The sequence below is a fragment of the Cedecea sp. VD22 genome (genome assembly GCF_037150195.1).
Lineage (GTDB): Bacteria > Pseudomonadota > Gammaproteobacteria > Enterobacterales > Enterobacteriaceae > Cedecea.
The window spans coordinates 976,678-1,002,561 of the sequence record NZ_JBBCPX010000001.1; the positions used below are offsets into that span (position 1 = coordinate 976,678).

At 48.5% G+C, this 25,884-nt stretch carries 26 protein-coding genes; 15 read left to right on the forward strand and 11 right to left on the reverse strand.

Annotation, left to right across the window (positions count from 1 at the left end; all coding sequences use genetic code 11):
- Nucleotides 1-100 precede the first annotated feature (100 nt).
- From WFK85_RS04610 to WFK85_RS04625, 4 genes are all read left to right on the forward strand, one after another.
- Nucleotides 101-475, forward strand: a complete 375-nt coding sequence (locus WFK85_RS04610; RefSeq protein ID WP_336707416.1) for a hypothetical protein — start codon at nt 101-103, stop codon at nt 473-475.
- Between the two features lie 31 nt (nt 476-506).
- Nucleotides 507-2,063 carry a type III restriction endonuclease subunit R gene (locus WFK85_RS04615; protein WP_336707418.1) on the forward strand — a complete coding sequence of 519 codons (1,557 nt, stop codon included), beginning with the start codon at nt 507-509 and terminating at the stop codon, nt 2,061-2,063.
- 728 nt (nt 2,064-2,791) lie between these two features.
- A complete protein-coding gene (locus tag WFK85_RS04620) occupies nt 2,792-3,352 on the forward strand; it encodes a hypothetical protein (RefSeq protein WP_336707420.1) in 561 nt (186 codons plus the stop codon).
- A gap of 22 nt (nt 3,353-3,374) precedes the next feature.
- Entirely contained in the window at nt 3,375-3,731 is a 357-nt protein-coding gene (locus WFK85_RS04625; RefSeq protein WP_336707422.1) for a hypothetical protein, read from the forward strand.
- Nucleotides 3,732-4,129: 398 nt separating this feature from the next.
- Here the strand turns inward: WFK85_RS04625 and WFK85_RS04630 are convergent, their stop codons facing one another.
- The 3 genes from WFK85_RS04630 to WFK85_RS04640 are packed head-to-tail and all read right to left on the reverse strand — an operon-like array spanning nt 4,130 to nt 7,538.
- A complete protein-coding gene (locus WFK85_RS04630) occupies nt 4,130-5,881 on the reverse strand; it encodes a hypothetical protein (RefSeq protein ID WP_336707424.1) in 1,752 nt (583 codons plus the stop codon).
- Nucleotides 5,878-6,357 (reverse strand): hypothetical protein, encoded by a 480-nt coding sequence (locus WFK85_RS04635; protein WP_047664452.1) that lies wholly within the window; start codon nt 6,355-6,357, stop codon nt 5,878-5,880. Before WFK85_RS04635 ends, WFK85_RS04630 begins: the two co-directional genes overlap by 4 nt.
- A complete protein-coding gene (locus tag WFK85_RS04640; RefSeq protein ID WP_336707428.1) occupies nt 6,354-7,538 on the reverse strand; it encodes a dsDNA nuclease domain-containing protein in 1,185 nt (394 codons plus the stop codon). Before WFK85_RS04640 ends, WFK85_RS04635 begins: the two co-directional genes overlap by 4 nt.
- A gap of 387 nt (nt 7,539-7,925) precedes the next feature.
- On the opposite strand from WFK85_RS04640, the gene WFK85_RS04645 reads away from it, so the two are divergent.
- Together WFK85_RS04645 and WFK85_RS04650 are read left to right on the forward strand one after the other, a co-directional pair.
- Nucleotides 7,926-8,501 carry a recombinase family protein gene (locus WFK85_RS04645; RefSeq protein WP_048979667.1) on the forward strand — a complete coding sequence of 192 codons (576 nt, stop codon included), beginning with the start codon at nt 7,926-7,928 and terminating at the stop codon, nt 8,499-8,501.
- A 130-nt stretch (nt 8,502-8,631) separates the two neighbouring features.
- On the forward strand, nt 8,632-9,432 hold the full coding sequence (locus WFK85_RS04650) for an abortive infection system antitoxin AbiGi family protein (RefSeq protein WP_048979669.1): 801 nt from the start codon (nt 8,632-8,634) through the stop codon (nt 9,430-9,432).
- A gap of 192 nt (nt 9,433-9,624) precedes the next feature.
- On the opposite strand, the gene WFK85_RS04655 is transcribed toward WFK85_RS04650, so the two are convergent.
- A complete protein-coding gene (locus tag WFK85_RS04655; protein ID WP_152680137.1) occupies nt 9,625-9,840 on the reverse strand; it encodes a hypothetical protein in 216 nt (71 codons plus the stop codon).
- Between the two features lie 268 nt (nt 9,841-10,108).
- Between WFK85_RS04655 and WFK85_RS04660 the strand changes: the two genes are divergently transcribed.
- The 3 genes from WFK85_RS04660 (at nt 10,109) to WFK85_RS04670 (ending at nt 12,347) form a co-directional block, all read left to right on the forward strand.
- On the forward strand, nt 10,109-10,330 hold the full coding sequence (locus WFK85_RS04660) for a DUF2188 domain-containing protein (RefSeq protein WP_336707434.1): 222 nt from the start codon (nt 10,109-10,111) through the stop codon (nt 10,328-10,330).
- Between the two features lie 400 nt (nt 10,331-10,730).
- Entirely contained in the window at nt 10,731-11,114 is a 384-nt protein-coding gene (locus WFK85_RS04665) for a biofilm formation regulator BssR (RefSeq protein ID WP_336707436.1), read from the forward strand.
- A gap of 111 nt (nt 11,115-11,225) precedes the next feature.
- On the forward strand, nt 11,226-12,347 hold the full coding sequence (locus WFK85_RS04670; protein WP_336707438.1) for a PQQ-dependent sugar dehydrogenase: 1,122 nt from the start codon (nt 11,226-11,228) through the stop codon (nt 12,345-12,347).
- A 1-nt stretch (nt 12,348) separates the two neighbouring features.
- Here the strand turns inward: WFK85_RS04670 and WFK85_RS04675 are convergent, their stop codons facing one another.
- Complete coding sequence (locus WFK85_RS04675; protein WP_166991115.1) at nt 12,349-12,975, reverse strand: glutathione S-transferase N-terminal domain-containing protein; 627 nt, start codon at nt 12,973-12,975, stop codon at nt 12,349-12,351.
- A 248-nt stretch (nt 12,976-13,223) separates the two neighbouring features.
- Between WFK85_RS04675 and dacC the strand changes: the two genes are divergently transcribed.
- Nucleotides 13,224-14,429 (forward strand): serine-type D-Ala-D-Ala carboxypeptidase, encoded by a 1,206-nt coding sequence (dacC, locus tag WFK85_RS04680; protein ID WP_442892260.1) that lies wholly within the window; start codon nt 13,224-13,226, stop codon nt 14,427-14,429.
- A gap of 4 nt (nt 14,430-14,433) precedes the next feature.
- Here the strand turns inward: dacC and deoR are convergent, their stop codons facing one another.
- From deoR to WFK85_RS04695, 3 genes are all read right to left on the reverse strand, one after another.
- Nucleotides 14,434-15,198 carry a DNA-binding transcriptional repressor DeoR gene (gene deoR / locus WFK85_RS04685; protein ID WP_008455203.1) on the reverse strand — a complete coding sequence of 255 codons (765 nt, stop codon included), beginning with the start codon at nt 15,196-15,198 and terminating at the stop codon, nt 14,434-14,436.
- Nucleotides 15,199-15,271: 73 nt separating this feature from the next.
- A complete protein-coding gene (gene ybjG, locus WFK85_RS04690; RefSeq protein ID WP_166992884.1) occupies nt 15,272-15,880 on the reverse strand; it encodes an undecaprenyl-diphosphate phosphatase in 609 nt (202 codons plus the stop codon).
- The gene (locus WFK85_RS04695; protein ID WP_336707441.1) at nt 15,877-16,599 is read right to left on the reverse strand and encodes a phosphatase PAP2 family protein; all 723 of its coding nucleotides are present in this window, start codon (nt 16,597-16,599) and stop codon (nt 15,877-15,879) included. Before WFK85_RS04695 ends, ybjG begins: the two co-directional genes overlap by 4 nt.
- 193 nt (nt 16,600-16,792) lie before the next feature.
- On the opposite strand from WFK85_RS04695, the gene WFK85_RS04700 reads away from it, so the two are divergent.
- Nucleotides 16,793-18,025, forward strand: coding sequence for an MFS transporter (locus WFK85_RS04700; protein ID WP_166872413.1), 1,233 nt, complete (start codon nt 16,793-16,795; stop codon nt 18,023-18,025).
- A gap of 37 nt (nt 18,026-18,062) precedes the next feature.
- Here the strand turns inward: WFK85_RS04700 and metG are convergent, their stop codons facing one another.
- The gene (gene metG / locus WFK85_RS04705; protein ID WP_336707443.1) at nt 18,063-20,099 is read right to left on the reverse strand and encodes a methionine--tRNA ligase; all 2,037 of its coding nucleotides are present in this window, start codon (nt 20,097-20,099) and stop codon (nt 18,063-18,065) included.
- Nucleotides 20,100-20,262: 163 nt separating this feature from the next.
- Here metG and apbC point away from each other — a divergent pair, with 163 nt between their 5' ends.
- Entirely contained in the window at nt 20,263-21,375 is a 1,113-nt protein-coding gene (gene apbC / locus WFK85_RS04710) for an iron-sulfur cluster carrier protein ApbC (protein WP_336707444.1), read from the forward strand.
- Between the two features lie 66 nt (nt 21,376-21,441).
- Here the strand turns inward: apbC and WFK85_RS04715 are convergent, their stop codons facing one another.
- Complete coding sequence (locus tag WFK85_RS04715; RefSeq protein WP_336707446.1) at nt 21,442-21,867, reverse strand: GNAT family N-acetyltransferase; 426 nt, start codon at nt 21,865-21,867, stop codon at nt 21,442-21,444.
- Nucleotides 21,868-22,035: 168 nt separating this feature from the next.
- Here WFK85_RS04715 and WFK85_RS04720 point away from each other — a divergent pair, with 168 nt between their 5' ends.
- A complete protein-coding gene (locus WFK85_RS04720) occupies nt 22,036-22,509 on the forward strand; it encodes a DUF1456 family protein (protein WP_166991130.1) in 474 nt (157 codons plus the stop codon).
- 68 nt (nt 22,510-22,577) lie between these two features.
- Here the strand turns inward: WFK85_RS04720 and WFK85_RS04725 are convergent, their stop codons facing one another.
- Nucleotides 22,578-23,507 carry a LysR family transcriptional regulator gene (locus WFK85_RS04725; RefSeq protein ID WP_008455185.1) on the reverse strand — a complete coding sequence of 310 codons (930 nt, stop codon included), beginning with the start codon at nt 23,505-23,507 and terminating at the stop codon, nt 22,578-22,580.
- A gap of 71 nt (nt 23,508-23,578) precedes the next feature.
- Here WFK85_RS04725 and WFK85_RS04730 point away from each other — a divergent pair, with 71 nt between their 5' ends.
- Nucleotides 23,579-24,664 carry an aldo/keto reductase gene (locus tag WFK85_RS04730; RefSeq protein ID WP_336707449.1) on the forward strand — a complete coding sequence of 362 codons (1,086 nt, stop codon included), beginning with the start codon at nt 23,579-23,581 and terminating at the stop codon, nt 24,662-24,664.
- Nucleotides 24,652-25,875, forward strand: a complete 1,224-nt coding sequence (locus tag WFK85_RS04735; RefSeq protein ID WP_336707450.1) for an MFS transporter — start codon at nt 24,652-24,654, stop codon at nt 25,873-25,875. The genes WFK85_RS04730 and WFK85_RS04735 overlap by 13 nt, the downstream gene beginning before the upstream one ends.
- Nucleotides 25,876-25,884: the final 9 nt, after the last annotated feature.

Below are 25,884 nucleotides of genomic sequence, written 5' to 3' on the forward strand. Positions count from 1 at the left end.
ATTGGGGCAATTTTGCCCGTTAACATATAGCCAATCGAACATAAACAGCAGCCGCAGGAGGTTAACCATGAGATGACTTTTAATTTAGAGGAGTAACGAAATGTCAAAGAAAAACAGTAAGATACCTTTCGTGATTGTCAATGAAATCAATCATCTATTCAATGATTTAGCTGCTTTTGGCGTTATAGTTCAACGTAAGCAAAGTAGTACAAAAGCCTACATCCAGGTTTTGGATGAATATCAGGGGAATGAGAGGATTCACACCATTTACCTAAAGGACGATAAAATACGTTATCGTGGCCTAAATTTAGAAAGCGGCAATATAACAGAAGTCGATATAGAAGATAACGAAGTAAAATTTGCGATGTATTCAACATTAATTATGAAACTTCCTGTAGCTTTTGAGGCGATGAAGCAGCTTCTTTCACTTGTTGATAAGCATGGTCTTGTAGTTGTCGCAACTCCTAAATACTAATAACTAAAACGACGAAAGGCCAGACACTGGAATGGCTGACCTTTCTAAATTAATCAATATGGAGCGTGTACAAATGATTAATTCCACACCTATTTATAATAAATTTAAGTACGTATCTGCTGAGTGTGGTTCAGGTAAAACATATCAATTATGTGAGAATATCAATAAAGCACTTAAGACGAAAGGCATTACTGAAAAGTTTATTATCGTACAAAATACACAGAAACTCGCTACAAAAACAGCTAAAAAAATTAACAACTGCAAGTTACTGATTAGCGATTTAATGCCTAGGAGTAAAAATGTCATTAATACAGTACTGGAATTTTTAAAATCACCTACCGAGCGAGTGCTAATAATTAGCGACAAAACTTTTTTTAGAATTCCCGTTGAGTTACTACAGGGGTGGCAAATATGGCTTGATGATGTGACTAATTTCCATTCATTCAAAAACGTTAATGATGATAATCAGAGAATCAAAGATATGATTTATCATGAACTGATGCAGGAGCATGAGATTGTCGACGAGGAAAAGGAACGATATTTAACAGCTAAAAAGAAAGCAGTAAAAGGGGATTTAATGAACAAAATCGCCCAAGAGCTTTCTGTTATAGCTGAGAATGATATTTTCATCATGAACAACGATTACTTTGTCGATCCAGAGAAAGTGCAATTGAGCATTCTTGGATGGAAAGATCTCAGTAAGTATCTCGGATTACCTGTTACTTTCATGGGAGCGAACTTCGAGAATTCATTGATTTATAAGGCAAATCAAGGGATGTTTGAAGAAATCAGTCTGGATAATCTGCGACAACGAAAAGTACCTTTAACTGAACGCCTTAAAGTATACTATTTCTCAGAAAATATCAAATTATCAAAGACATGGAAGGAAAGGAATCCCGACCAACTCCAGCGTGTTTATGATTACCTCTCTGAAGTACTCGACGGTCAGAAGTACTACTGGACGAACAACAATACCGATAAACAGAAGCTGCATGAGGCTTACAGAATCAGCCCTGATGCGAGGGGGCATAACGACTACAAAGATCGACATACATGCGTCTGGTTAGCCTGTATGCGTTCTGACGACACAGAAGCGAAGCTGTGTGAGTTGCTATTAAAGATTACAGGTGAAGATATCCATCAGGCTAGAGAATACGAGAGCCTTCATCAGTTCGCTTTGAGAGGGATATCACGTGATTTCGACAATGATGCAACACAGATTGTCTATGTGTTCGATAAATGGCAGGCTGAATCATTCAGTACAAATATTGAACATATTCCTGAAGTACTAGAAAACGTTGAACCAGGTGTATCGGGAAGGCCAAAGGGAGCCACAAACGTTAAGAGATTGCCTGCATTGAGTGATACAAAATCAAAGCGTTTCAGTCGCTGGAAAAAGGATAATCCGAGGCTTGAGTTAGAGGCATTCAAAGCGTTTCTTGCAAGTACTGTCAACTCGGATCTCAGTCCTAACGATATTACGGCTATGTGGGGCAGATACCAGAAAGCAGTACAAAAAAGAGACGCAAACTCAGTCCAATACACCGACATGCAAAGCAACAGTATGTCCAAAAATAATCCCTTATAATATATACTTAAGGGAAAAACGGACAGCAATCAAAGAGCGAAAGCGAATTAACTATCTGAAAGCAGGAGCGGCGAAGCAAGCGAACTGTTTCGGATAGTTAGTGAGAGTACTCACGCAGTGAGTACTTGATGGCAATCCCATTGTTTATATAGATAAAATGATTAAACAGCACCCGCTTTGCGTGTACTGTTCGCTGGATTCGGTTCTACTACTGCGTTCCCTTCGGTCACTGGCAGAGCGAACCCAATCGCGTTTTTTGTTCTGTCAGTAAGTACATAATTTGCTGTTATTTCAGTACTTATTATACAAAAAATCATTTTGTACTTCGTGGGGTATCTGCTGTTTCAGTTGCTGGAAAAAGCCCTGTCAGTACTGCTCAGAGCGAAGCGAACCCGATCCGATTAATCCCCCTCCATGATGGTGTTTCGGACAAAACGCACAGAAAGCCCCAGAACGAAATTTTAACTAAATGCAGATACTCCCAATCCATAAGCAATCAAACAGCCTTGGCGGCTTTCTGAGGGCGTTTAAATGTCAAGCCCAAGTACTTCAGATGCTTTCGAAGTACTGACCAACGTCTGATCGTTTTTACCTATTGATTTGCCTGCGATTAATAGATTTTGATAGTTTTTATCGATCGAAAATTGATTTATTGATCGTTTTTATCGATCGATTTGTTGTGAAGTGATATTCTGATTACCTTTGATACACAACCTTTGAGGGATTTTATGGCCGGGCTTGTTGTTTTCATCATTTGTGTGATCCTTGCAGTACTTACTTTCAGGAAAGTTTCAAACTATTCCAGAAATAAAGGTCGGGGAAAGTTCCGTACTTTAACTACGTCGTTAGGTATGAGTTTTATTGTCTTTGTCGTTTCGATAGGCATCGGTTCTGGGATTGTTTCACAAGATAAAAGTACTGATGCGAAGGCTTCAACGTCTGCCAGTACTGAAAAGGCCAAAACCAGTGTTTATAAATGTGATAAGTTCGATGCAATAACACAAACTCGACAAGGAACCAACCGCGATTCTGGTTACTATTCAGATAAAGGAATTTCAATTTATTATACTATCTCCGATAAAGAACTAATCAGTCGAATGCCAATTCCCGGCGATAAAGATAGTGTGTATACTGCTAAATTCAACAAGATTGCAGCAGATGGTTCAAGGAAGTACGGAAATTCGTCAAGTAATTATTTTGTATCTGTACTTAATGATAATACTATAAAAGTAATTGATGTTGAATTTAACCATAATGCAACCATTACACAAATTTGTTCTAAACAATGATTATATTCAAGGGGAAGAACAGATGAAAAGAGCATTATCAGTACTGGTGTCGATAGTTCCATTAACCACAATTGCGGCTACTATTCCTGACGGTAAAACTGAAAAACCGTTCGTAATTGATGGGGAAGTTATTTGTTTGAAAGAAATTCAGAAGCAAATCACCCCTTATCTCAAATCTTTTGAAGAAGAAAGCGGGGTTAAGTACAAGTACAATGTTAAATCTGGTTTATTGTATAAGGATACTGTAGGACTTCGACTACATATCAACCGTGTGGATTCTGGGCTAGATGTGCGTATAGCAGAGCTGGACTACTACTGGCTGCATGAACGTGGAAGCATGTGCCAACCAGTGTACATGGTACTTGATCGTTCTCAATAACTGCCTGTACAGGTATAAGGTCGCACCCGCGACCTTATACACTAGAAATACGACTGTGCCAAAGGTACTTGTCTTTAGAGTAAGAAATATTCCATACTCTGACAAAACATTTTTTAAGGATAAAAGTGAAGGGATTGTTTACTGAGATAAAAGCGAACGCTGTTTTTTTCTCTATGATTTAAATATTGAAAAGTTTAGGCATAAAAAATTTATTGTCGTTTTTTTCGAAAAGCATAACAATTTTTTTCACGAAGTATGTATTTTTCGTAATATAATTAATAACGTAGGCGAAGAATGTTTTTGCTTGATATTATATTGTGATTGGTGTTTTGAATTATGCATGATTTTGGATGTAAAACAGCCCATGCTTATAAGAATAAACATGGGCAAAATATTAACTAATATCTCATTAAAAACATGTTATGCTGCTCTCCAGGATATTTAGGGGTTAATAAGACATCATCTGTATCACCTTCATATTTGTATTCGGTTGATGAAAAAATAAACTGGAAGTTGTATCTCTTAGAAAGAGTTTTCAAATTCATGATAAAATTGTCGATGTCTTCATAATGTATTTCATGTTGCTTTGGTGTATCAAATATCGCAAACATGAAGGACTTACAATCCAGTTCAAGCATACTTTCTATCAATGCTGTTCTATATGCAAGTATAGCTCTAACTTTAGTACTTCCTTTTAATTGTTCCAATGTTTCATAGCCCATGATAGGGCTGAAGTCATTTTCAAATGTAACATTGAAATCAATATTTGGAGTTTTTAAAACCTTCAACCAGTTGATGAATTTATCTCTAAGAGTCGTTTTTATTTTTGCCAGTCTCGGTATTGATTGCCTATTTTTCTCGAGTCCAGCTAATTCATCTAAAGCATATTCACGCTTATTAAGCATTTCAATATATTTGTCTTCTAATATTGTTATTTTATTTAACTCATTTTTTTCTAATTGCAACTTAAATAGCATAGATGATATTTCGGAAATCGCATCAATTACTGATGATATGTCTTCCTCTTCAATGATGTTATTTCTCATAGTACTAAGATCTTCAATGGTCTTACTGGTGTATATGATTTCTTGTTCTATCTTGTCATGGCGATCACTATCTAAATTTAAACTTCTTTCAATGTCTTTAATTTGATCTTTTAGATATAACAGATGTTTTGCGTAGCTTTCAGAGCTGCGGGAGAACATTTTGCAATCAAGAGATGGGCAAATTTCCTCGAAAGAACGGAATATTCTCTTGGCTTCTTCATTAAGGTTTAGAGTTTCTATTTCAGTATTGATCTCCTTCATTATCTGTAACAATGAAGACTCTCTCCTTTCCATGAAGTTTAGTTTGGATTTCAGATCATTTAAATTTTCTTTTTGTTTTTTTATTACCGCCTCTATGCTAAACAGAGAATCATTTTTTAATGATTTACTATTTTTTAATTCAGAAAGTTCATTTTTTAAATTATCAATAGAGCTATCAATTGCCACAATATTTTTATCTTTGTGAGTTTCTTTAGCTATTTCAATATTTCTCCTTTGTACTGCTAATGAGTTATCAAGATATTTTATCTCTTCTGTAATATTAATTGCTTTCTTTTTAGCGTCAAAAGAGTGTTTTTCAGGCAACGAAAATACGATTCTGAGCATTTCAGAAAATTGATCTCTTATGAAATTACCTGGTGAATAATAAAATTTTGAGTAACCTAAATCTTGATCAAGATAGAATATAGGAAGAATAGTCGATAAATAGGGGTAAGACTGTTTATTCTGCGTTGTAAGAAGCGATGGATAACTGAGTGATAACAATTCAAAGATATGTTTTGAATAATCAGCTTGGTTGTAAAATCTTAATGTCTCTTCATTTTGTTCTAAGGTTAAAATGAAGTCGGTATTTTCAAAGTCCCTTGTAGCACGAAAAATATTATTAGCTATAGTGAACGTAAGAGTGGCAGATTTACATAGTTTATAAATATCATCCCTAAATTTGCACGGGTATCCTAGGCAATAAGAGATTGATTGTAATAATGGTGTCTTTCCACATCCATTGGGGCCATAAAATTCAGTTATGTTTGTCCCAAAGATTAGCTCTTCGGATTCAAGGCCGACTATATCTCTACCTTTAATTTTTATACTTATCAGCTTCATAATAATTCACCGTCCAATTTTGAATCAACACAGTAATTTCTATATGACCTTTCTATTAATGCGAGATTATAAGATAAATCGCTTTCATATAAAAATGCTTTATCGATAACTTTCTTCCCTAACTTGGTAATATTTAACTTTTTACTACTCTCATCTAATATAACTAGTTGTACAGATTCAAGAAATTGTAATGCAGTAACTGTACGTATTCTAAGATTAGCTGACCAACCTAATAGTTGTGATGATCCTTTAAACCCCAGCATCACATCTTCTAAAAGTATACCTATTAAGCTACCGACTTCGCTAGCACGAGGTTTAACACGATTTTTAGATAAAAGAAGTATAATCAGAGCTATTAAAGGCAATTGAAATAGAGCTTCATTGTTTAGTCCTGTGCTCTCTTGCTTATCAATGTATTTTATATCAATTCTAATCTCTTTATGGGATATAGTGTCAAAAAATTCATCATAGTTCATTTTGAACGCTCTACTAATCTGGAAAAAAGACTTCCTATTAAAGTCTCTTTATCTAAAGAATGAAGTAAGTTATGCTTATGTAATGAATCATATAATTCATCTATGAATGTTCTCAAGTTTGAAATAAATAAATTTCCATGCATGAAGGTTAGTTTATCCAAAGTTGAATTAATTTCTCTTTCAAGTGTGATGTAATCTAATTCAGATATAATGTGTCTGTTATTCCTTAGCCACTGATCCCATTTGATCTTACATCTGGTAAAAAAATCCACTTCGATGTCGCTGGCTCCTGCTTTTCTCAGTAATCGTTCAATTACTGATGCTGATTTTAAAGCATGTTCATCACCATTCTCTAAGAAATCATAATAAGCACGTTTAGAGATGCTTAAAACTTCTAGAAGGTCATTAATATCAACTCCTGCGAGTTTTTCTATATTTTCTTTTGAACAGTCATTGATTTTTACACTAGACTTAGAATTTACAAGAGCTAAGAGGGAAAAAAGTATTTCTTTAGCTTCACTATGCGATAGCTCTATTTCGCTAAATTTAAAAATCTTCTCTTTTGCAAGTATCTCAAATGTTTCATGTTTGCTCTTTATATATTCTACATCAGTTTCGAATCTTAATTTCTTAAGCTTGTGTTTTATTGCGTCAATTCCTAACTCTTTTTGTTCATTCTGAATTGAGATAAAGCAGTTATTAAATGAGTCAATAATTAGCTTGCAATGTGCGTTTGAAAAAGTTTCAGATGATATGTCATTAATAATGTTCTCTATATCTTCGTCAACATGCGTATTTGTAAGGAAAACAACCTCTTTGCAGGAATCCTCAAAATTAGTCGTGTGCTGCAATAATTTCCCAACAAAACTATCTCTGATCATTTCATTGGTTTGAGGGTTTTTTGCACTTTTCCTTTTTAAGATTCCAAAAACATCTCGAAGTTTCCATATTTCACGAAGCTTCTCCTTAGTTTTGACTTGCACAAATGTGTAATGAATATCATTAGCGACAACTTTTTCAATCACAAAATCATCGTGAAATTCGCAAAAAACACGTTTAACGTCTTTGCCCTCTAAGATTGACAAACATGCGATACTCGCCGCTCTAATCTGAGCATTATACCGTTCTAAGGTATCTCTTCCTGCTTGTTCTCTTGGTTTTACTTCATGTAACTCGGCCATAACATTCCACATTGTCTTAAAGAAACATAGAGATAATGTAAATGCAGTCACCTTTTTTGAAAACAAGAAAGGCTTTAAAAGTGAACATTTGTATCATAACTAAGTACTGTTTTTTTATCCAGTATTTTGTTGGCTTTTTGACTTAAAAGCGAGGAGTCGTGCTGAGCAACATCCCAACACTCCTTAGTCAATATGGCTATAGAGCTCTTCAAGAGGAAAGTTAAGCAGGATAGTAATGGCTGGATTCATTTAATCTCAATAAGGTAGTCCCTAGCGATACTCTGTTTCATTGCCTCGGTTAGTATCATTTACCCGTTGTTTGTACTTAAAAGATACTGTATCATTTAGTTAATTCAAATGATACTTAAAGGCAGTGAGGGCAGGAAAATGATTTTTGGTTACGCGAGAGTCTCGACAAAGGATCAAAATCTTGAGCGTCAGTTGGCAGCACTGGAACCTGTTTGCGACAAAATCATTTCTGAGAAAGAATCAGCTAAGTCCACCAGCGAAAGACCTGAACTATTGAATCTGCTTTCACACCTTCGTGAAGGTGATGTTCTCATTACTCATTCAATTGATCGCCTTGCTCGTAATACTCGCGATTTACTTGAAATGATCGATAACCTCGTTGAACGTGGGATCACTGTTAAGTTTCTTGCTAACACCATGAGCTTTGACAATTCCCCGCAATCTCGTCTGATCCTGACAATGATGGGGGCAGTAGCAGAATTTGAGCGAGGTATGATCGCATCACGAAGAAACGAGGGGATTGCTCTTGCCAAGGAAGCCCGAAAGTATAAAGGCAAGCAAAAGAACAAAGAACTTCATAGTAAAATTATCGATATGTTACAGGCAGGGAAGAACACCCCCGATGAAATCGCTAAGTTATGCGACTGCGGAAGGGCTACCGTGTTTCGCGTGAAGAAAGAAATGCTTACCAATATGGTTGACGTTAAGAACTGATATAATGGCAGGGGGCTTAGAACGCATACTTTCCTACTGTAACTGATTGAATCCTTTCGATATCAATATACTGTTTCATATCGATTTTTGAGATAAAAAGCATTATAATTATGGCAATATTAGGAAATCAATGAAAATGACAAAAAAAATTACTATTCCATCTGAAAGAAGTTTATATCCTAACACCGTTTTTCATTTCACCGATGATAATGATATCCTATTAAATATTCTCAAGGATAAATTTTTCAAGGCTTCTTATGCGAAAGAAATTATAGTGGGGCCTAATGGTTCTAAACGTAAGTTTGGGATACCAATGGTATCATTTTGCGATATTCGATTGTCTAACCTGCACGAACATATGAAAAAATATGGCTATTATGGTATTGGATTAAAGAAAAGTTGGGCTATAAATAAAGGACTTAATCCAGTAAGTTATCTTAACCATAATTGTTCTATGTTTGAGTATTTTGATGAACAGCTAAGAGACATGAGTGACGAATTATTAAATATTAATTCAATTGAAGAGCGTAAAATAGCTAGGCAGAAGTATCGTAACCTTCAAAATGTAATGCGATATATGAAAAATTACGAAGGTGAGCTCACTAGAGGCGATGAATATCATAAGAATTACCGGTTCGCTAATGAAAGTGAGTGGCGTTATGTCCCTGATATCACTACTGATGATGTTATACCTGTTAAGATAATTAGAGCCAGAGAGAAGGATTGGAAGAAAAAAGCAAACGATGCGTTGTGGAAATCTGAGGCTTCACGTCTTAGATTTGATTATAACGATATAAAATATATACTTGTACCAACAAACTTTATGGCCTTCGATCTTATTGAGGGGTTCAAAGAGTTTGTTTCTGAAGACCAATATGTCTATTTGATATCCAAAATTTTCGATTCAAGGCAAATCTATAAAGATTTATAGGAACTGAGAATCTATAATAGCTCGCAAAACAAAGCGGGCTTTAATTATTATTCATCCATAAAATTAATATCATAACGCCCATAGCCACCATCATGCCCTGATGAACAGTAAGCCAAAAGAAGGACTATCAGCAAAATCACTATTGTATTACCGATGTTTCGTTTATCTTTCATTTTGGCTTACCCTGCGTACTTACCAATCCCAAGAGGTGGTTGTCTTAAGGGGCCTATGTCTAGTGTGCTCTGTACGTGTCGCCGTAATAACTACTTTCCCTGTTTCCTTTGAAACAATGTCATAAACATCAATTTCAGTTTCACCCATTGATCCTTTAGTTCTACTGTTTTTATGAACGTAGTTGTACTGATCTTTCGGGTAGTCTCGCTCGAATTGTTCTTCAGTCATAGCCATTCACCTAATCCCGGTACACAAACCGTACAAAGGTATTTTATGACAAGATTTACAAAAAAGTAACATGGAATGGACGTAAAGGTGATGACACAAGTCTTTTCAGATAAACAACTAACTCAAGATGGTGAATAGCTTGATACGCAGAAGATTTGTGAAGTAGCTACGGTTGAAGATTAAAAATGTGACAGCGTACAAGTGAGATACAATATATTGTGTGTATAATTATAAATTGCACCATATGGTGTATTTTACACAGCAGGTAACTTGTATGGGTAAGAACCAACATGTTGTACCCCACAATGGGGCTTGGGCTGTAAGAGGGGCAGGAAATGGGAAGGTTACTTCGACCCATAGCACACAGCAGAAGGCAATAGATGCTGGTCGTGCAATTGCCCGAAATCAAGGCAGTGAACTTGTAATTCATCGTCCCAATGGACAAATTCGTGATAGCGATTCACACGGTAAAGATCCATTCCCTCCAAAGGGATGATGCTTGTTAACGGAAAAAAGAGGCTAACGGCCTCTTTTTTTATAAAAATCAGTGAGTAAAGCAATTGGTGTGTTTATAGGGCGTAATTTATTTTTTGATTATTAGGGCAGCCGAGGGAGACAAACCCGATACGGGGTTGTTGGGTCACATTGCTCATAGCTTAAAAAGTGTTCAATTATTAGAAAGATTAGGGCAGGGATTCTACAGAGGTTGGGCGGGAATTTGTACTGGAGAATTGCAGTTTGCGTTAGACGTGATTTATTCCGCTTCGGTTTACCCACCGTATACCCCGGCTTGCCCGATAAATAGCATCAAATGCGAAAGATATTCGCTGCGAATCCCCACCCCTTGACCATACTTACTCTGTGGGTTAATGGGTAACCCACGAGGAGGATGCGCTATGTCCGGACGTACGCTCAAACACGACCTGCTGCAAAAGCTGCAGGTCGCGAGGGGGGAGATCGCCGCCTACCTGGCGTTGAGAAAGGCCAAAGGGTATATGTCTATCAGCGAAAGCGAACAGCTGCGGACCCGCTTGCTGGATGTCTGCCACCGGAGCCGCGATGCTGCCTTTGTGCTGCAGGCGAGCCTGGCCGACGATGAAAAAGATGATTTTCGCCATGCCGTTGAGGCGTGTTCATCCGCCGCACTTTGCCTGATGAGCGGGCGTAAAGACTGCCCGCAATACATCGCGGTTGATGCGGCAAAGCTTGAAACCAGCCTGATGCAGCTCACCCGTAGCCTGAATGCACTGGCAGAACGCGGAAAGGCCATTGAAGCCTGACCCGAGCGCGGGGAGTCTGCCAGGCTCCCCGTTCTTAATGTTATGTAAAACCAGGCAGTCGATTATCTCCGGCGGCTACCCTTAAGGAATAGACAAAACCAGGAGATTGCCATGCCGCCGTTCCCGTCCCGCACGCTTATTGCCGCCGCGCTACTTTTCTCTGCCTCTTATGCCCTGGCTGCCAAAACCAACGTTGAAGTCCTGCAAACCAACCTGCCCCACCCGTGGGCGCTGGACTTTTTACCGGATAACCAGGGCATGTTGATTACCCTGCGTGGCGGGGAGCTGCATCTGTGGCAGCAGGGCAAGAGACTGTCCGCGCCGATCGGCGGCGTGCCCGTTGTCTGGGCCCACGGACAGGGCGGTTTGCTGGATGTTGTGCTGGCCCCGGACTTTGCCAGTAGCCGCCGCGTGTGGCTTAGCTTTGCCGAAGGCGGCAGCGACAATAAAGCCGGTACTGCCGTCGGGTATGGAACGTTAAGCCGGGATCTGAAGCGGCTGGAAAACTTTAAGGTTGTGTTCCGCCAGACGCCAAAACTCTCCACCGGCAACCATTTCGGCGGACGCATGGCGTTTGACGGGCAAGGCCATGTGTTTATCGCGCTGGGGGAAAACAACGAGCGCGCTACGGCTCAGGATCTCGATAAGCTGCAGGGCAAAGTGGTGCGGCTTAATGCCGATGGTTCCGTCCCGCAGGATAACCCGTTTATAGGCAAACCAGGCGTCCGGCCTGAAATTTGGTCTTACGGGCACCGTAACCCGCAGGGATTAGCCATTAATCCGGCCAACGGGGAGCTGTGGCTAAACGAGCACGGGCCGAAAGGTGGCGATGAAATCAATATCCCGGCAGCCGGGAAAAACTACGGCTGGCCGCTGGCGACCTGGGGCATTAATTACAGCGGGCTTAAGATCCCCGAAGCCAAAGGAGGGGAAGTTGAAGGCACCGAGCAGCCGATTCATTACTGGAAAGTCTCTCCTGCCATAAGCGGCATGGCGTTTTATTCGGCTGATACCTTCCCGCAGTGGAAAGGCAAGTTGTTTATCGGCGCACTCAAAGAAAAGAATCTGATTGAGCTAACGCTGGACGGCGACAAGGTGACGGCCGAACAGCGGCTGCTGGGGGATCGTAAAAAGCGTATTCGCGATGTGCGCGTCGGCCCGGACGGCTATCTGTATGTCCTGACCGACGAATCTGACGGCGAGCTGCTAAAAATCAGCCCGGCCGAAGACTAAATCAGGTCAGCGGGATCATCACAATTTTCTTGAACGCCGGGCGCTGGGTCAGTTGCTGATACCAGCGTTGAAGATTTGGCACCGCATCCCACGGAATATCAAGGTTGAGCAGGCTGTAGATTTGCGGGCCGAAGGCGAGGTCGCCCAGGCCAAAGGCTTCGCCACCCAGCCAGGGCTGTTTAGCCAGTTCCGCATCTGCAATCGCAAACAGCTTGTTGCAGGCCACAATGCTTTGCTCAATCAGCTTCCGATCGCGCGCTTCCGGCGGGGTTCTGACCAGGCTGGCGTACACCCCACGGTAGGGGCCAGCGACCGCCGTAGCGGACCAGTCCATCCATTTTTCACCTTTGGCACGTTCCGCCGGGGCATTTACCCACAGCGAATCGCGACCATATTCAGCCGCCAGGTAGCGCACGATGGTGTTGGATTCCCACAGCGTCAGCCCGTGTGCGTCGTCGTGAATGCACGGCACCAGGCCATTCGGGTTCATCGCCAGGTATTCAGCGTCGTGCGTCAGGCCAAATTTCCCGCCCGCGGGCACGGAGCGGTACGGCAGTTGCAGCTCTTCCAGACACCACAGCACTTTCTTCACATTGGTGGAGTTATCTCTGCCCCAAACGGTAATCATGGTGGTTCCTTTTTTTGCAGGTGGACATCGAGTATGCCAGGCTCCGGTCACGAAAACACCACTGTTTCTCAACCGAAGCTAAAAAAAATGGCGTGACGGCGGCAACTCGCGCAGATATCGAATAAACTTAAAAAACTTTACCAACTCTATGTTTCTTTAAGTGGATTCGTGCGTTATTACTCACACCCTGACTTTTGGGTAGCGGTGCGCACCGTGAATTTTTTAAGAATGGATACTCAGGTGGTTTTATGACGATCTTGCAAATGCCTGCAACACTACGTGGTTTAGTCGCAGGGACAACCCTGCTGCTGATGGCGGCTCCTGCGCTAAGCGCTGAGCAGACCGCAGATGCGCCCCAGGTCGATGGCAGAGCCTGGATTTTGATGGATTACGCCAGCGGGAAGGTGCTGGCGGAAGGAAATGCCGACGAAAAGCTCGATCCGGCAAGTCTGACCAAGCTGATGACCAGCTACGTGGTAGGGCAGGCGCTGAAAGCAGGCAAGATTCACCTGACGGATATGGTGACTATCGGGAAAGATGCCTGGGCCACCGGTAACCCGGTGCTGCGCGGCTCTTCGCTGATGTTCCTGAAACCCGGCGATAAAGTCTCGGTGGAAGATCTGAATAAAGGCGTCATTATTCAGTCCGGGAACGACGCCAGCATTGCGATTGCCGACTATGTGGCGGGCAGCCAGGACTCGTTTGTCAGCCTGATGAACAACTACGCGCAGAAGCTCAAGCTCACCAACACCACCTTTAAAACTGTTCACGGCCTGGATGCTCCGGGGCAGTACAGCACCGCGCGCGACATGGCGCTGCTGGGCCAGGCGCTGATCCACGACGTGCCGGACGAGTACGCGGTACACAAAGAGAAAGAGTTCACCTTTAACAATATCAAGCAGCCGAACCGCAACCGCCTGCTGTGGAGCTCCAACCTGAACGTTGACGGCATGAAAACCGGCACCACGGTGGGCGCGGGCTATAATCTTGTCGCGTCGGCAACCTCCGGCGATATGCGCCTGATTTCCGTGGTGCTGGGGACAAAAACTGACCGCATTCGCTTCAACGAGAGCGAAAAGCTGCTGACCTGGGGTTTCCGCTTCTTCGAAACCGTAACGCCAATCAAACCTGACGCGACTTTTGTGACCCAGCGTGTCTGGTTTGGCGATAAGAGCGAAGTCAATCTGGGGGCAGGCGAGGGCGGCTCGGTGACTATTCCCCGTGGCCAGCTGAAAAACCTGAAAGCCAGCTTTACCCTGAATGAACCTCAGCTAGCCGCGCCGCTGAAGAAAGGCCAGGCCGTCGGTACCATCGACTTCCTGCTGAACGGCAAATCCATTGAGCAGCGCCCGCTGCTGGTGATGGAGCCGGTTGAAGAGGGTGGCTTCTTCAGCCGCATGTGGGACTTTGTGCTGATGAAGCTCCACGGCTGGTTCGGGAGCTGGTTCTCTTAAGCGCCTACCACGTTAGCGTCAGGTTTTCCGCCGCGGCATAGTCTATAAACTCCGCGGCGGGAGGCCGGTTGGTAATAATCGTATCAAACGCCGTCAGCGGCCCCATGCAGGCGGCGCGAACCTTGCCAAACTTGGTGTCATCCACCACCAGAATATTACGCTGGGCCATGCTCAGCGCCCAATGCTTCACCGCCAGCTCATTCAAATTAAAGCAGGTTGCGCCGTAGCGCAGGTGGACGCCGGCCGCGGATAAAAAGGCGATATCCGGGCAGATATTCCCCAGGCACTCCTGGAAGTTAATCGGATTGAAAATCGCATTGCTGGCGTGAAACTCGCCGCCGCTTAAAATCACCCGGCAGTTCGGCTTCTCCTGCAGCGCCAGAAAAGTGTTGAGGGAATAGCACAGGCCAGTGAAAGGCAGATCGTCGTCAAGGGCGTCAATAATGTAAGGCGTGGTGGTGCCGCAGTCGAAGAACACGGTCTGGCGCGGGCGAACACGCTGCGCGGCGAGCCTGGCGGCGTGGCGTTTCTCTTCAACCTGGCGCGTTTTTTCATCGCTAAGCAGATAGTAGCTGGCCCCGGCGCTGCGAGGCTCCAGCACCACGTATCCCCCCAGCAGAACAACCTGACCCGGTTCGCTGTTAATGTCGCGGCGGATGGTCATTTCGGAGACGCCCAACAGCTGAGCGGCTTCTTTGAGATGAATTTTATCGCTGCGCTTCAGCGCCTGTAGCAGGCGGTTAATGCGCTCTTCACGGCGGGTTTCCATAGCGGCCTCTGAACATTAAAAAGCCCCGCTAAGGCAGGGCTTTAGTTAATGCATATTACCTGTGGCGCACAGCTTAGTCACGCACCCAGCCTTTACGGATGGGGAGCGCGAAACAGTAGCGGTAAATCTGATGCAGACGCTGGTGGATTTGCGGCCCGCGCAGGTTCCAGACGATCTGCGACAGCAGACAGGCGCTCATGCCGACCAGCAGGCCGCCGAGCATGTCCAGCGGCCAGTGCACGCCGAGATAGACGCGGGACCAGGCAATCGCGCAGCCGATCGCAAACAGCATCACGCCCGACCAGATGCGGTGCCAGCACAAAAATGCCAGGGCGAAGGTGAAGATTACCGTGCCGTGGTCGCTCGGGAAAGAATCATCCGGCGCATGATGCAGGAAGTTGTAGCCCAGCCCGACCACAAAAGGGCGAGGGTGCGGGAACGCATGACCGATGATCCACGACAGCGCCACGCTAATCACCAGCGCCATGCCGGTTTTGATCACCACCTTGCGCTGGGCCGGCATTTGCTTACGCTGGCCCCACAGCCAGAGCGCGACGATCAGCAGCGGGACGATGCTGATCAGATCCCGGGCGAAGAAGATCGCCAGTTTTATCATCCACTCCGGTGATGACGGGGTGGCATTTATGAGCAAAAACAGATTCTGGTTGAGCGTTTCCATTATGACTTGTCCTGTGCTTTAACTGACCAGGTGGATATCGCGCCGTAAAGCACCACCTGGGTTAACCATACCCACCAACCTGCCCACAGGTTGTGGCTGAAAAAGTGCGCGCCGCGCATCACCTGGCCGTACCCCATTCCCAGGCCGAGAAAAACGCCAAGGCCGAGGAAAAACCACGCCAGACGCGGGCGTTCACGGTAAAACAAAAAAAACAGCGCCATAACGCCAAAGCCGCTGGAAGCATGGCCGCCGGGAAAACATCTTCCTGGCCCGCTGTCTGCCGGAGCGGGGCTGAAAAGCGGGTACGAGGCGGCATTCCCGCCGTACTCCACCAGGCTCCACGGGCAGGAGTGGTGGCTAAACCCTTTCAGGACGCCGACCGTTAATGCCCCAAGCCCGATGAGCAACGCCACTACGACCAGCCGCGGCTGACGACGCCAGAGTCCCCATAGCAGCGCGATAACCCCGCCTGCAATCACCAGGTCCTTTAACAGGCGGTGGTTGAGCAAATCCAGCCGCCGATCGTTTTGCAGCGGAAAACTGTGGCTGACGGCATCAAACCAGAACCCGGTCAGCCAGCGATCCAGCTCTTCATTCCGGGAAAGCCAGCTAAAAACGGCAGCCAGTATTATCAGGATGCAAAGCTGGAAAAGATAGAAGCGGGACGGTAGTCGGTAAAGCAGTTTTGTCTTATTTACCGTTGGTTTAGGAAAACATTTCATCTTGTAGTTGGCGAAGACCGTACTGACCTTAAATGCATGGCAGCAGAATATTCATCACAGATTAAGAAATCCTTAATAGAATTGAGGTATGATGTGCGCGGCTTTACACCCCGTGCTATTTGTCAGCCGCTGACTACCGCTGGTACGGGCAATTGAATACACTCTGCGCGTTTCTTTATCTTCTGAGTTCCTAATGCAACATAATACGATAGCTAACAAAACGTTAGGCCGTCAGGCGCTGCTGTTCCCGCTCTGCCTGGTGCTCTACGAATTCTCAACTTACATCGGCAATGACATGATCCAGCCGGGCATGCTGGCCGTGGTGGATCAGTTCCAGGCGGGCGTGGAATGGGTGCCGACCTCAATGACGGCTTACCTGGCGGGCGGGATGTTCCTGCAGTGGCTGCTCGGGCCGCTGTCTGACCGTATTGGCCGCCGCCCGGTGATGCTGACCGGCGTAGTCTGGTTTATTGTCACCTGCCTTGCAACGCTGCTGGCCCAGGATATTCAGCAGTTCACCTTCCTGCGTTTCCTGCAGGGCGTCAGCCTGTGCTTTATTGGCGCGGTGGGCTACGCCGCTATTCAGGAGTCGTTCGAAGAGTCGGTTTGCATCAAGATAACCGCGCTGATGGCTAACGTGGCGCTCATCGCGCCGCTGCTTGGGCCGCTGGTGGGTGCAGCGTGGATCCACGTCGCTCCGTGGGAAACGATGTTCGTGCTGTTTGCGCTGCTGGCCGCTATCTCTTTCTTTGGGCTGCACAAGGCGATGCCGGAAACCGCGACGCGTCTTGGCGAAAAGCTTTCGCTGAAAGAACTTGGGCATGACTACAAGCTGGTGCTGAAAAACCTGCGTTTTGTCTCGGGCGCGCTGGCTACGGGCTTTGTAAGCCTGCCGCTGCTGGCGTGGATTGCTCAGTCGCCGGTGATCATCATCAGCGGGGAGAATCTCAGCACTTATGAATACGGTCTGCTGCAGGTACCCATCTTTGGCGCGCTGATCCTCGGTAACCTGGTTCTGGCCAAACTGACGTCCCGGCGCAGCGTGCGCAGCCTGATCATCATGGGCGGCTGGTGGATTGTGCCGGGCCTGATTGTGGCGGCAGTGGCTACGGTGGTTTCTTCTCATGCTTATTTGTGGATGACCGCTGGCCTGAGTCTGTACGCCTTTGGCATCGGCCTGGCGAATGCGGGCCTGGTGCGCCTGACGTTGTTTGCCAGCGAGATGAGTAAAGGCACGGTGTCGGCGGCGATGGGCATGCTGCAAATGCTGATCTTTACCGTCGGTATTGAGCTGAGCAAGCACGCCTACCAGTTCGGCGGCAACGGTCTGTTCAGCCTGTTTAACCTGCTTGGCGGGGTGGTTTGGCTTGGCCTGATGGTGTTGTTCCTGAAGGATAAAACTGTCGGGCAGGCAAGAGACGCCTAATAAGAAAAAACCCCGGATTTCCGGGGTTTTTTCTCGGTTACTTAACCGCCATGCCGGGCTGAGCACCGCTGTCCGGGCTCAGCAGGAAGATATCTTTCCCGCCAGGACCTGCAGCCATCACCATCCCCTCAGACACGCCAAAGCGCATCTTACGTGGAGCGAGGTTGGCCACCATCACGGTCAGGCGACCTTCCAGCTTAGACGGATCCGGGTAAGCTGGACGAATGCCGGAGAAGACGTTGCGTTTTTCGCCGCCGAGATCCAGCGTCAGGCGCAGCAGCTTGTCGGAGCCGTCCACGAATTCTGCTTTCTCAATCAGCGCAATACGCATATCCACTTTCGCGAAGTCATCAAAGGTGATGGTCTCCTGAATCGGATCGTCAGCCAGCGGGCCGGTTACCGGCGCCGCATTCAGCGCTTTCACTTCTTCTTTAGACGCTTCCACCAGGGCTTCCACCTGTTTGGTTTCGATGCGGTTATACAGCGCCTTGAAGCTGTTTACCTTGTGGTTCAGCAGCGGCGTAGCGATGCTGTCCCAGCTCAGTTCAGCATTCAGGAAGGCTTCTGTACGCTCGGTGAGCGACGGCAGAACCGGCTTCAGGTAGGTCATTAGCACACGGAACAGGTTGATGCCCATAGAGCAAATGGCCTGCAGATCGGCATCGCGACCTTCCTGCTTAGCCACCACCCACGGAGCCTGCTCGTCCACGTAGCGGTTAGCAATGTCCGCCAGCGCCATGATTTCGCGAATAGCACGGCCGAATTCGCGGCTGTCCCACGCTTCGCCGATGCTTTCTGCCGCGTCGGTGAAGGTTTGATACAGCTCTGCATCGGCAATCTCTGCGGCCAGCACGCCGTCAAAACGCTTGGCGATGAAGCCGGCGTTACGGGACGCCAGGTTAACCACTTTGTTGACGATGTCGCTGTTCACGCGCTGCACGAAGTCTTCCAGGTTCAGGTCGATATCGTCGATGCGGGAAGAGAGCTTCGCGGTGTAGTAGTAGCGCAGGCTGTCGGCGTCAAAGTGGTTCAGCCAGGTGCTGGCTTTGATAAAGGTGCCGCGAGACTTGGACATCTTCGCGCCGTTAACCGTCACATAGCCGTGAACAAACAGGTTAGTTGGCTTGCGGAAGTTGCTGCCTTCGAGCATGGCCGGCCAGAACAGGCTGTGGAAGTACACGATGTCTTTGCCGATGAAATGATACAGCTCGGTCGTAGAATCTTTCTTCCAGTATTCGTCGAAGCTGGTGGTGTCGCCGCGCTTGTCGCACAGGTTCTTAAAGGAGCCCATGTAGCCGATTGGCGCATCCAGCCAGACGTAGAAATATTTGCCCGGTGCGTTCGGAATTTCGAAGCCGAAGTATGGTGCATCGCGGGAGATGTCCCACTGTTGCAGGCCAGATTCGAACCACTCCTGCATCTTGTTCGCCACCTGCTCCTGCAGCGCGCCGCTGCGGGTCCACGCCTGCAGCATTTCGCTGAAGGAGGGCAGGTCGAAGAAGAAGTGCTCGGAATCACGCATTTCAGGCGTCGCGCCGGACACCACGGATTTTGGATCGATAAGCTCAGTTGGGCTGTAGGTGGAGCCGCACACTTCGCAGTTATCGCCGTACTGATCCGGGGCTTTACATTTCGGGCAGGTGCCTTTGACAAAACGGTCCGGCAGGAACATGCCTTTTTCCGGATCGTAGAGCTGAGAGATAGTGCGGTTTTTAATAAAACCGTTCTCTTTCAGGCGGCCATAAATCAGCTCCGACAGCTCGCGGTTTTCGTCGCTGTGGGTGGAATGATAGTTATCATAGCTGATGTCAAAGCCTGCAAAATCAGTCTGATGCTCCTGACTCATTTCGGCGATCATCTGCTCTGGGGTGATACCCAGCTGCTGCGCTTTCAGCATGATAGGCGTGCCGTGGGCGTCGTCTGCGCAGATGAAGTTAACCTCGTTGCCGCGCATTCGTTGGTAACGGACCCAGACATCAGCCTGAATATGCTCCAGCATGTGACCGAGGTGGATTGAGCCGTTTGCGTACGGCAGGGCGCACGTTACCAATATTTTCTTCGCGGGTTGAGTCATAGTGGGAATTGCATCTTCTGATTTTAAAAAAGGGGACTTGATATTACCGGATTGGCAATTGTTTAGTAACCCCAAAGCCCGCAATAACCGTATATGAATCGGTGGTGTGGTTTCTGGTATGCTTAGCGGATTGCAATGTCCGATAAAAACATAAGGAGTCGGGATGAATTCGCAATCCCCGTCCAGCAAGTCCCCGGAACAGCTACGCGCGATGGTTGCCGGGACCCTGGCTAATTTTCAGCACCCTACCTTGAAACACAACCTCACCGCGCTGAAAGCGCTGCACCATGTCGCCATGCTTGACGACACGCTGCACGTTGAGCTGCAGATGCCGTTCGCCTGGCAAAGCGGATTTGACGCCCTGAAAGAGACCTGCAGTTCAGACCTGCTGCGGATCACCGGCGCGAAAGCAGTAGACTGGAAGCTAGGCCATCACATCGCCACGCTGAAGCGAGTGAAAAACCAGCCCGGCATTAACGGCGTTAAAAATATTATTGCCGTCAGCTCCGGCAAAGGCGGGGTGGGGAAATCAACCACCGCGGTAAACATGGCGCTGGCGCTGGCGGCCGAAGGGGCCAAAGTCGGCATTCTGGATGCCGATATTTACGGCCCGTCGATCCCAACCATGCTGGGAGCTGAACACGAGCGCCCAACGTCCCCGGACGGCAAGCACATGGCGCCGATCGTGGCGCACGGCCTGGCAACTAACTCGATCGGTTACCTCGTTACCGACGAAAACGCCATGGTGTGGCGCGGCCCGATGGCCAGCAAAGCGCTGATGCAAATGCTGCAGGAAACCCTGTGGCCGGATCTGGACTACCTGGTGATCGATATGCCGCCGGGCACCGGTGACATTCAGCTGACGCTGGCGCAAAACATTCCGGTTACCGGGGCGATGGTCGTGACCACGCCGCAGGACATCGCGCTGATTGACGCCCGTAAAGGGATCGTGATGTTCGAGAAAGTTGAGGTGCCAGTGGTTGGCATTGTCGAGAATATGAGTATTCATATCTGCAGCAACTGCGGTCACCAGGAGCCGATTTTCGGCACCGGCGGCGCGGAGAAGCTGGCGCAGCAGTATCACACCACGCTGCTGGGGCAGTTGCCGCTGCACATTACCCTGCGTGAAGACCTCGACGGCGGTAAGCCGACGGTCATTAATCGCCCGGAAAGCGACATCACTACGCTGTACCGCGACCTGGCGGGGCGCGTGGCGGCCCAGCTCTACTGGAACGGAGACGTGATCCCTAGCGAGATCGCCTTCAGAGCGGTGTAAAAACTTAGCCGTAGCTCCGTTTCTTGTTTTTCCCTCTCCCTCAGGGAGAGGGCCGGGGTGAGGGAGCTACCTCAACACAAAATGCATCAAATAGTATTCACCGTCCGGCCCCTCTCCCGGAGCCTCAATATGCCAGCCGTTACGCCGATAAAACTCAATCGCGTGTTCATTTCTCGCCAGGCACTTTAGCGAACCCGTTGCGGTAAATTCACTCTGCACTTTCTTCAGCAGCGCCTTTCCCGCGCCCGTTCCCTGATGTTCCGGGCTGACGAACAGGTTATGCAGGAAGTTATCCTGCACCCAGACGGAAGCGAAGCCGATGCGGTGGCCGTTATCTTCGGCTACCCAGATGCGTTCATCCTGAGTGGCGCTGTCAAAGTCTTCGAGCTGCCAGGCGTTGCCGTCGAGCCAGGGCCAGGCTTTGCGGCGGGCGTGAAGGTAAAGGGTGCGTAAGAAGGGACGATCGGATTCTTGCCAAAGTCGTAGGATCAAATGATTGCCTTTTAGGATGAAAGTTAGCCCATTGAGTCTACCCTTAAGCCTGAAGAGTGCCAATTCACCGCCGGTAAATTTAGCTCCGGCGGACAAATCCGCGCGGTTTTTGTTACAACGCGTTCGCTTCTCTATATACTGCCCGCTTTTGAGCCCTGAGATTGCCCCATGTTGAATAATGACGTACTGCTTAGCGTTCGCTACATGCTGAACCTGAATAACGATGGAATCGTTAAGATCCTTGCCCTGACCGGCACCGACGTCCCTGCGGAACAGATTGCTCCGTGGTTAAAGAAAGAAGACGAAGAAGGCTTTAAAGCCTGCCCGGATCTGATCATGGCGAACTTTCTTAACGGTTTGATCTACTTCAAACGCGGCAAAGACGAAAGCAAGCCGGAGCCGAAGCTTGAGCGTCGGATGACCAACAACATTATTCTGAAAAAGCTGCGTATCGCCTTTGAGCTGAAGTCTGACGACGTGCTGGAGATCTTGACCGCCCAGCAGTTCCGCATTTCTATGCCGGAAATTACCGCCATGATGCGTAACCCTGATCATAAAAACTACCGCGAGTGCGGCGATCAGTTCCTGCGCTACTTCCTGCGTGGTCTGACTCAGCGCCTGAAGCCTGCGAAAGCGGAATAAGACGTTGGGCGGGTGAGCGCCTCTCACCCGCTTCATAACTAGTCGTTGTTTCTTCTATCCGATAAAAATCAGTACAGCGTGGCCTCCCGCATCATCTCGATAAGTCTCCGCAAGCCGGGATGGAGCTGCCTGCGGCTGGGGTAATACATCACCATCGGTTCATCTTCACACACCCACTCCGGAATAACCTGCACCAGCTGCCCGCTTTCCAGCAACGGCCGCACTCGCACATCCAGGCAATAAGCCAGCCCGAAGCCGTTCAGGGCGGTATCAATGATCATTTCGCTTTCATTGAGGATCAGCGAGCCGGGTACATCCAGCGCCAGCGCCTCTTTGCCCCGGTTAAGCTCCCATTTATACAGCGTGCCGTTGCCGAGCCGCATCCGGATGCACTGGTGCTGAAAGAGATCGTCCGGGTGGTTCAGTGGGAGGTGCGCGGTAGAGGTTAAATACTGCGGTGAGGCCACCACAATCCACCTAAGCTTACGCGTCACGGGCATCGCAATCATGTCTTTAGGGACGCTCTCCCCGTAGCGAATCCCTGCGTCGTAGCCGCTGCCGATAATATCAACCAGCGTGTTATCGACGGTAATCTCCATCTGCAGCCGGGGGTACATCGCCATAAATTTTGCCAGTACGGGCGCAAACAGCAGCTGGGCGGCGTCTCGCGGGATATTGATCCGCAGCCGTCCGACCGGGGATTCGCGGTAATGATCCAGCTCATCAAGCGCCATACGGATATGGGAAAACCCCGTTTCCAGATGCCCAAGCAGCGCTTCACCGGCGTCGGTAGGCACAACGGAGCGGCTGGTGCGGTTGAGCAGGCGCACCCCAAGTCGCTCCTCCAGCCCGCGCATCGTGTGGCTTAGCGCAGAGGTAGACACGCCCAGCTCAGAGGCGGCGAGGCGGAAGCTTTTCCGGCGGCAGATGGTCAAAAAAACGTTGAGATCGGCGAGTTCACCACGGACCGGAACCGGCATAAAAGGGGCCTCTGTCATCAAGGGTTCGTTGAAATTAATTCAACTTAACATGAGTTACAATTGGTTCACAGAACAGACAGGGGTAAATCATGGCAATCGAAACAATTCACATCGCGGGCATCTCTGAGCCCGTCAGCCGTATCGGCCTGGGCACGTGGGCCATTGGCGGCAGCATGTGGGGCGGCAGCCACGACGGGCAGTCGATAGCGACGCTGCACGAGGCGCTGGAGCGCGGCATCAACCTTATTGATACCGCGCCGGTGTACGGCTTTGGGCATTCCGAAGAGGTGGTGGGCAAAGCGCTGGTGGGCCGCCGGGACAAGGCGATTATTGCCACCAAAGTGGCGCTGGACTGGGACGACGCCGGGCGGGTGACGCGTAATTCCACGCCGCAGCGCATTCGTCAGGAAATTGAAGATTCGCTTCGCCGCCTGCAAACGGATTATATCGACCTGTACCAGGTACACTGGCCGGACGATTTAGTGGCGATAGACGAAACCGCGCGCGTGCTGGAAACGCTGCATCAGCAGGGGAAATTCCGCGCCCTCGGCGTCAGCAACTATTCCCCAGCGCAAATGGACAGATTCCGCAGCGCCGCGCCGCTGGCAACCATGCAGCCACCGCTCAACCTGTTTGAACGCGGCGCGACAGAAACGGACCTTCTGCCCTATGCGAAATACCATCAGATGGTGGTGCTGGCCTACGGCGCGATTTGCCGGGGCTTGCTGTCCGGTCGCATGACGCCGGAAACCGCGTTTGGCGAAGGCGACCTGCGCAGCTTTGATCCGAAATTCCAGCCGCCGCGCTTTGCGCAGTATCTGGGCGCAGTCGAAACATTGAAAGCGTTTGCTGCAGAGCGTTACGGCAAGAGCGTGATGGCCCTGGCACTGCGCTGGGTGCTGGATGCCGGCCCAACCATTGCGCTGTGGGGCGCTCGTCGTCCTGAACAGCTCAACGGGGTGGAAGACGTGTCCGGCTGGACGTTGACCGCCGAAGACAAATGCGATATTGATCACATTTTAGCCAGGCATATTAGCACCCCGCTGGGGGCCGAATTTATGGCACCTCCGCACCGGAAAAACATCGCTTTAGTTCTCTCCCGCGCCCCGCTGAATCGCGCCGGGGCGTATTTTGTTGTTCACCTGCACAAGTCAAAAAAACTATGTCATCACTGAATGAACAACCCCTGAAACAGGGGGCCGAGACGGTTTCCCTGTCGCGAGCGGGGCTGCTAAAAGCGCTGTTCGCGCTCGGCATGGGCGGCTTCGCCATCGGTACCGGCGAATTCGTCATCATGGGACTGCTACCCGATGCCGCAAACGGGCTGCACGTTTCTATACCTTCTGCAGGCCACCTGATCAGCATTTATGCGCTGGGCGTGGTGGTTGGCGCTCCGCTGCTGGCGGTGCTGGGTGCCCGCATGGCGAGGCGTGACTTTCTGATTGCCCTGATGGCGATGTTTGCCGTTGGCAACCTGTTGAGCGCTTTTGCACCAGGCTATTACTCCATGATGCTGGCGCGCTTCCTGGCCGGTTTCCCGCACGGCACGTTCTTTGGCGTCGCGGCTTTGCTGGCGGCAAGCCTTGTGGAGCGTTCGAAGCGGGCGCAGGCGGTGTCGATGGTGCTGCTCGGCCTGACGATAGCCAACTTACTGGGCGTGCCCGCCGTGGCGGCCATTGGGCAGCTATTCGGCTGGCGCAGCGCGTTTGCTATCGTGGGCGGGCTTGCCGTGCTGACGCTGATTCTGGTGTGGATCTGGGTACCGTGGCATGCCGGGGATAAAGACGCCAGCCCTCTGCGTGAGCTGACCGCGTTGACCCGCAAGCAGGTGCTGCTGACGCTGGCTATCGGCGCGATTGGCAGCGGCGGAATGTTCTCCGTCTTCAGCTACGTTAAGCCAACGATGCTGGAGCTGGCGCACCAGTCGGTAGGCATGATCCCGGTGATCCTGTCGATGTTCGGCCTGGGCATGATTGTCGGCAATATCGTCGGCGGCCGCCTGGCGGATCGAGGGCTGGAGAAAACCGTTCGCCTGCTGCTGATTTGGGCGATTCTGGTGCTCAGCGCTTACGTTTACACCTCGCACTATCCGTGGCTGGGCGCGGTCACCGTGATGCTGGTGGGCACAATGGTGTCGCTTTCTTCGGTGCTGCAAATTCGCCTGATGGACGTGGCCGGTGACGCGCAAACTATGGCGGCGGCGATGAACCACTCGGCGTTCAACATTGCCAACGCGTTAGGCGCCTGGCTTGGTGGGGTGACCATTTCCGCAGGCTTTGGCTGGGAGTCCACCGGCTGGGTTGGGGCAATTCTGGCGGTATTTGGCCTGCTGATCCACACCTGGGCGGTTATTGACGCCAAAAAACATCCGCCGTTAGCACATTGAGGTTTTCAT

What these genes read in the sequence shown, in the direction of transcription:
- WFK85_RS04610 (WP_336707416.1), top strand. Translation starts at nt 101, where the DNA reads ATGTCAAAGAAAAACAGTAAGATACCTTTCGTGATTGTCAATGAAATC.
- WFK85_RS04615 (WP_336707418.1), top strand. Translation starts at nt 507, where the DNA reads ATGGCTGACCTTTCTAAATTAATCAATATGGAGCGTGTACAAATGATT.
- WFK85_RS04620 (WP_336707420.1), top strand. Translation starts at nt 2,792, where the DNA reads ATGGCCGGGCTTGTTGTTTTCATCATTTGTGTGATCCTTGCAGTACTT.
- WFK85_RS04625 (WP_336707422.1), top strand. Translation starts at nt 3,375, where the DNA reads ATGAAAAGAGCATTATCAGTACTGGTGTCGATAGTTCCATTAACCACA.
- WFK85_RS04630 (WP_336707424.1), bottom strand. Translation starts at nt 5,881, where the DNA reads ATGAAGCTGATAAGTATAAAAATTAAAGGTAGAGATATAGTCGGCCTT.
- WFK85_RS04635 (WP_047664452.1), bottom strand. Translation starts at nt 6,357, where the DNA reads ATGAACTATGATGAATTTTTTGACACTATATCCCATAAAGAGATTAGA.
- WFK85_RS04640 (WP_336707428.1), bottom strand. Translation starts at nt 7,538, where the DNA reads ATGGCCGAGTTACATGAAGTAAAACCAAGAGAACAAGCAGGAAGAGAT.
- WFK85_RS04645 (WP_048979667.1), top strand. Translation starts at nt 7,926, where the DNA reads ATGATTTTTGGTTACGCGAGAGTCTCGACAAAGGATCAAAATCTTGAG.
- WFK85_RS04650 (WP_048979669.1), top strand. Translation starts at nt 8,632, where the DNA reads ATGAAAATGACAAAAAAAATTACTATTCCATCTGAAAGAAGTTTATAT.
- WFK85_RS04655 (WP_152680137.1), bottom strand. Translation starts at nt 9,840, where the DNA reads ATGGCTATGACTGAAGAACAATTCGAGCGAGACTACCCGAAAGATCAG.
- WFK85_RS04660 (WP_336707434.1), top strand. Translation starts at nt 10,109, where the DNA reads ATGGGTAAGAACCAACATGTTGTACCCCACAATGGGGCTTGGGCTGTA.
- WFK85_RS04665 (WP_336707436.1), top strand. Translation starts at nt 10,731, where the DNA reads ATGTCCGGACGTACGCTCAAACACGACCTGCTGCAAAAGCTGCAGGTC.
- WFK85_RS04670 (WP_336707438.1), top strand. Translation starts at nt 11,226, where the DNA reads ATGCCGCCGTTCCCGTCCCGCACGCTTATTGCCGCCGCGCTACTTTTC.
- WFK85_RS04675 (WP_166991115.1), bottom strand. Translation starts at nt 12,975, where the DNA reads ATGATTACCGTTTGGGGCAGAGATAACTCCACCAATGTGAAGAAAGTG.
- dacC (WP_442892260.1), top strand. Translation starts at nt 13,224, where the DNA reads ATGACGATCTTGCAAATGCCTGCAACACTACGTGGTTTAGTCGCAGGG.
- deoR (WP_008455203.1), bottom strand. Translation starts at nt 15,198, where the DNA reads ATGGAAACCCGCCGTGAAGAGCGCATTAACCGCCTGCTACAGGCGCTG.
- WFK85_RS04695 (WP_336707441.1), bottom strand. Translation starts at nt 16,599, where the DNA reads ATGAAATGTTTTCCTAAACCAACGGTAAATAAGACAAAACTGCTTTAC.
- WFK85_RS04700 (WP_166872413.1), top strand. Translation starts at nt 16,793, where the DNA reads ATGCAACATAATACGATAGCTAACAAAACGTTAGGCCGTCAGGCGCTG.
- metG (WP_336707443.1), bottom strand. Translation starts at nt 20,099, where the DNA reads ATGACTCAACCCGCGAAGAAAATATTGGTAACGTGCGCCCTGCCGTAC.
- apbC (WP_336707444.1), top strand. Translation starts at nt 20,263, where the DNA reads ATGAATTCGCAATCCCCGTCCAGCAAGTCCCCGGAACAGCTACGCGCG.
- WFK85_RS04720 (WP_166991130.1), top strand. Translation starts at nt 22,036, where the DNA reads ATGTTGAATAATGACGTACTGCTTAGCGTTCGCTACATGCTGAACCTG.
- WFK85_RS04725 (WP_008455185.1), bottom strand. Translation starts at nt 23,507, where the DNA reads ATGACAGAGGCCCCTTTTATGCCGGTTCCGGTCCGTGGTGAACTCGCC.
- WFK85_RS04730 (WP_336707449.1), top strand. Translation starts at nt 23,579, where the DNA reads ATGGCAATCGAAACAATTCACATCGCGGGCATCTCTGAGCCCGTCAGC.
- WFK85_RS04735 (WP_336707450.1), top strand. Translation starts at nt 24,652, where the DNA reads ATGTCATCACTGAATGAACAACCCCTGAAACAGGGGGCCGAGACGGTT.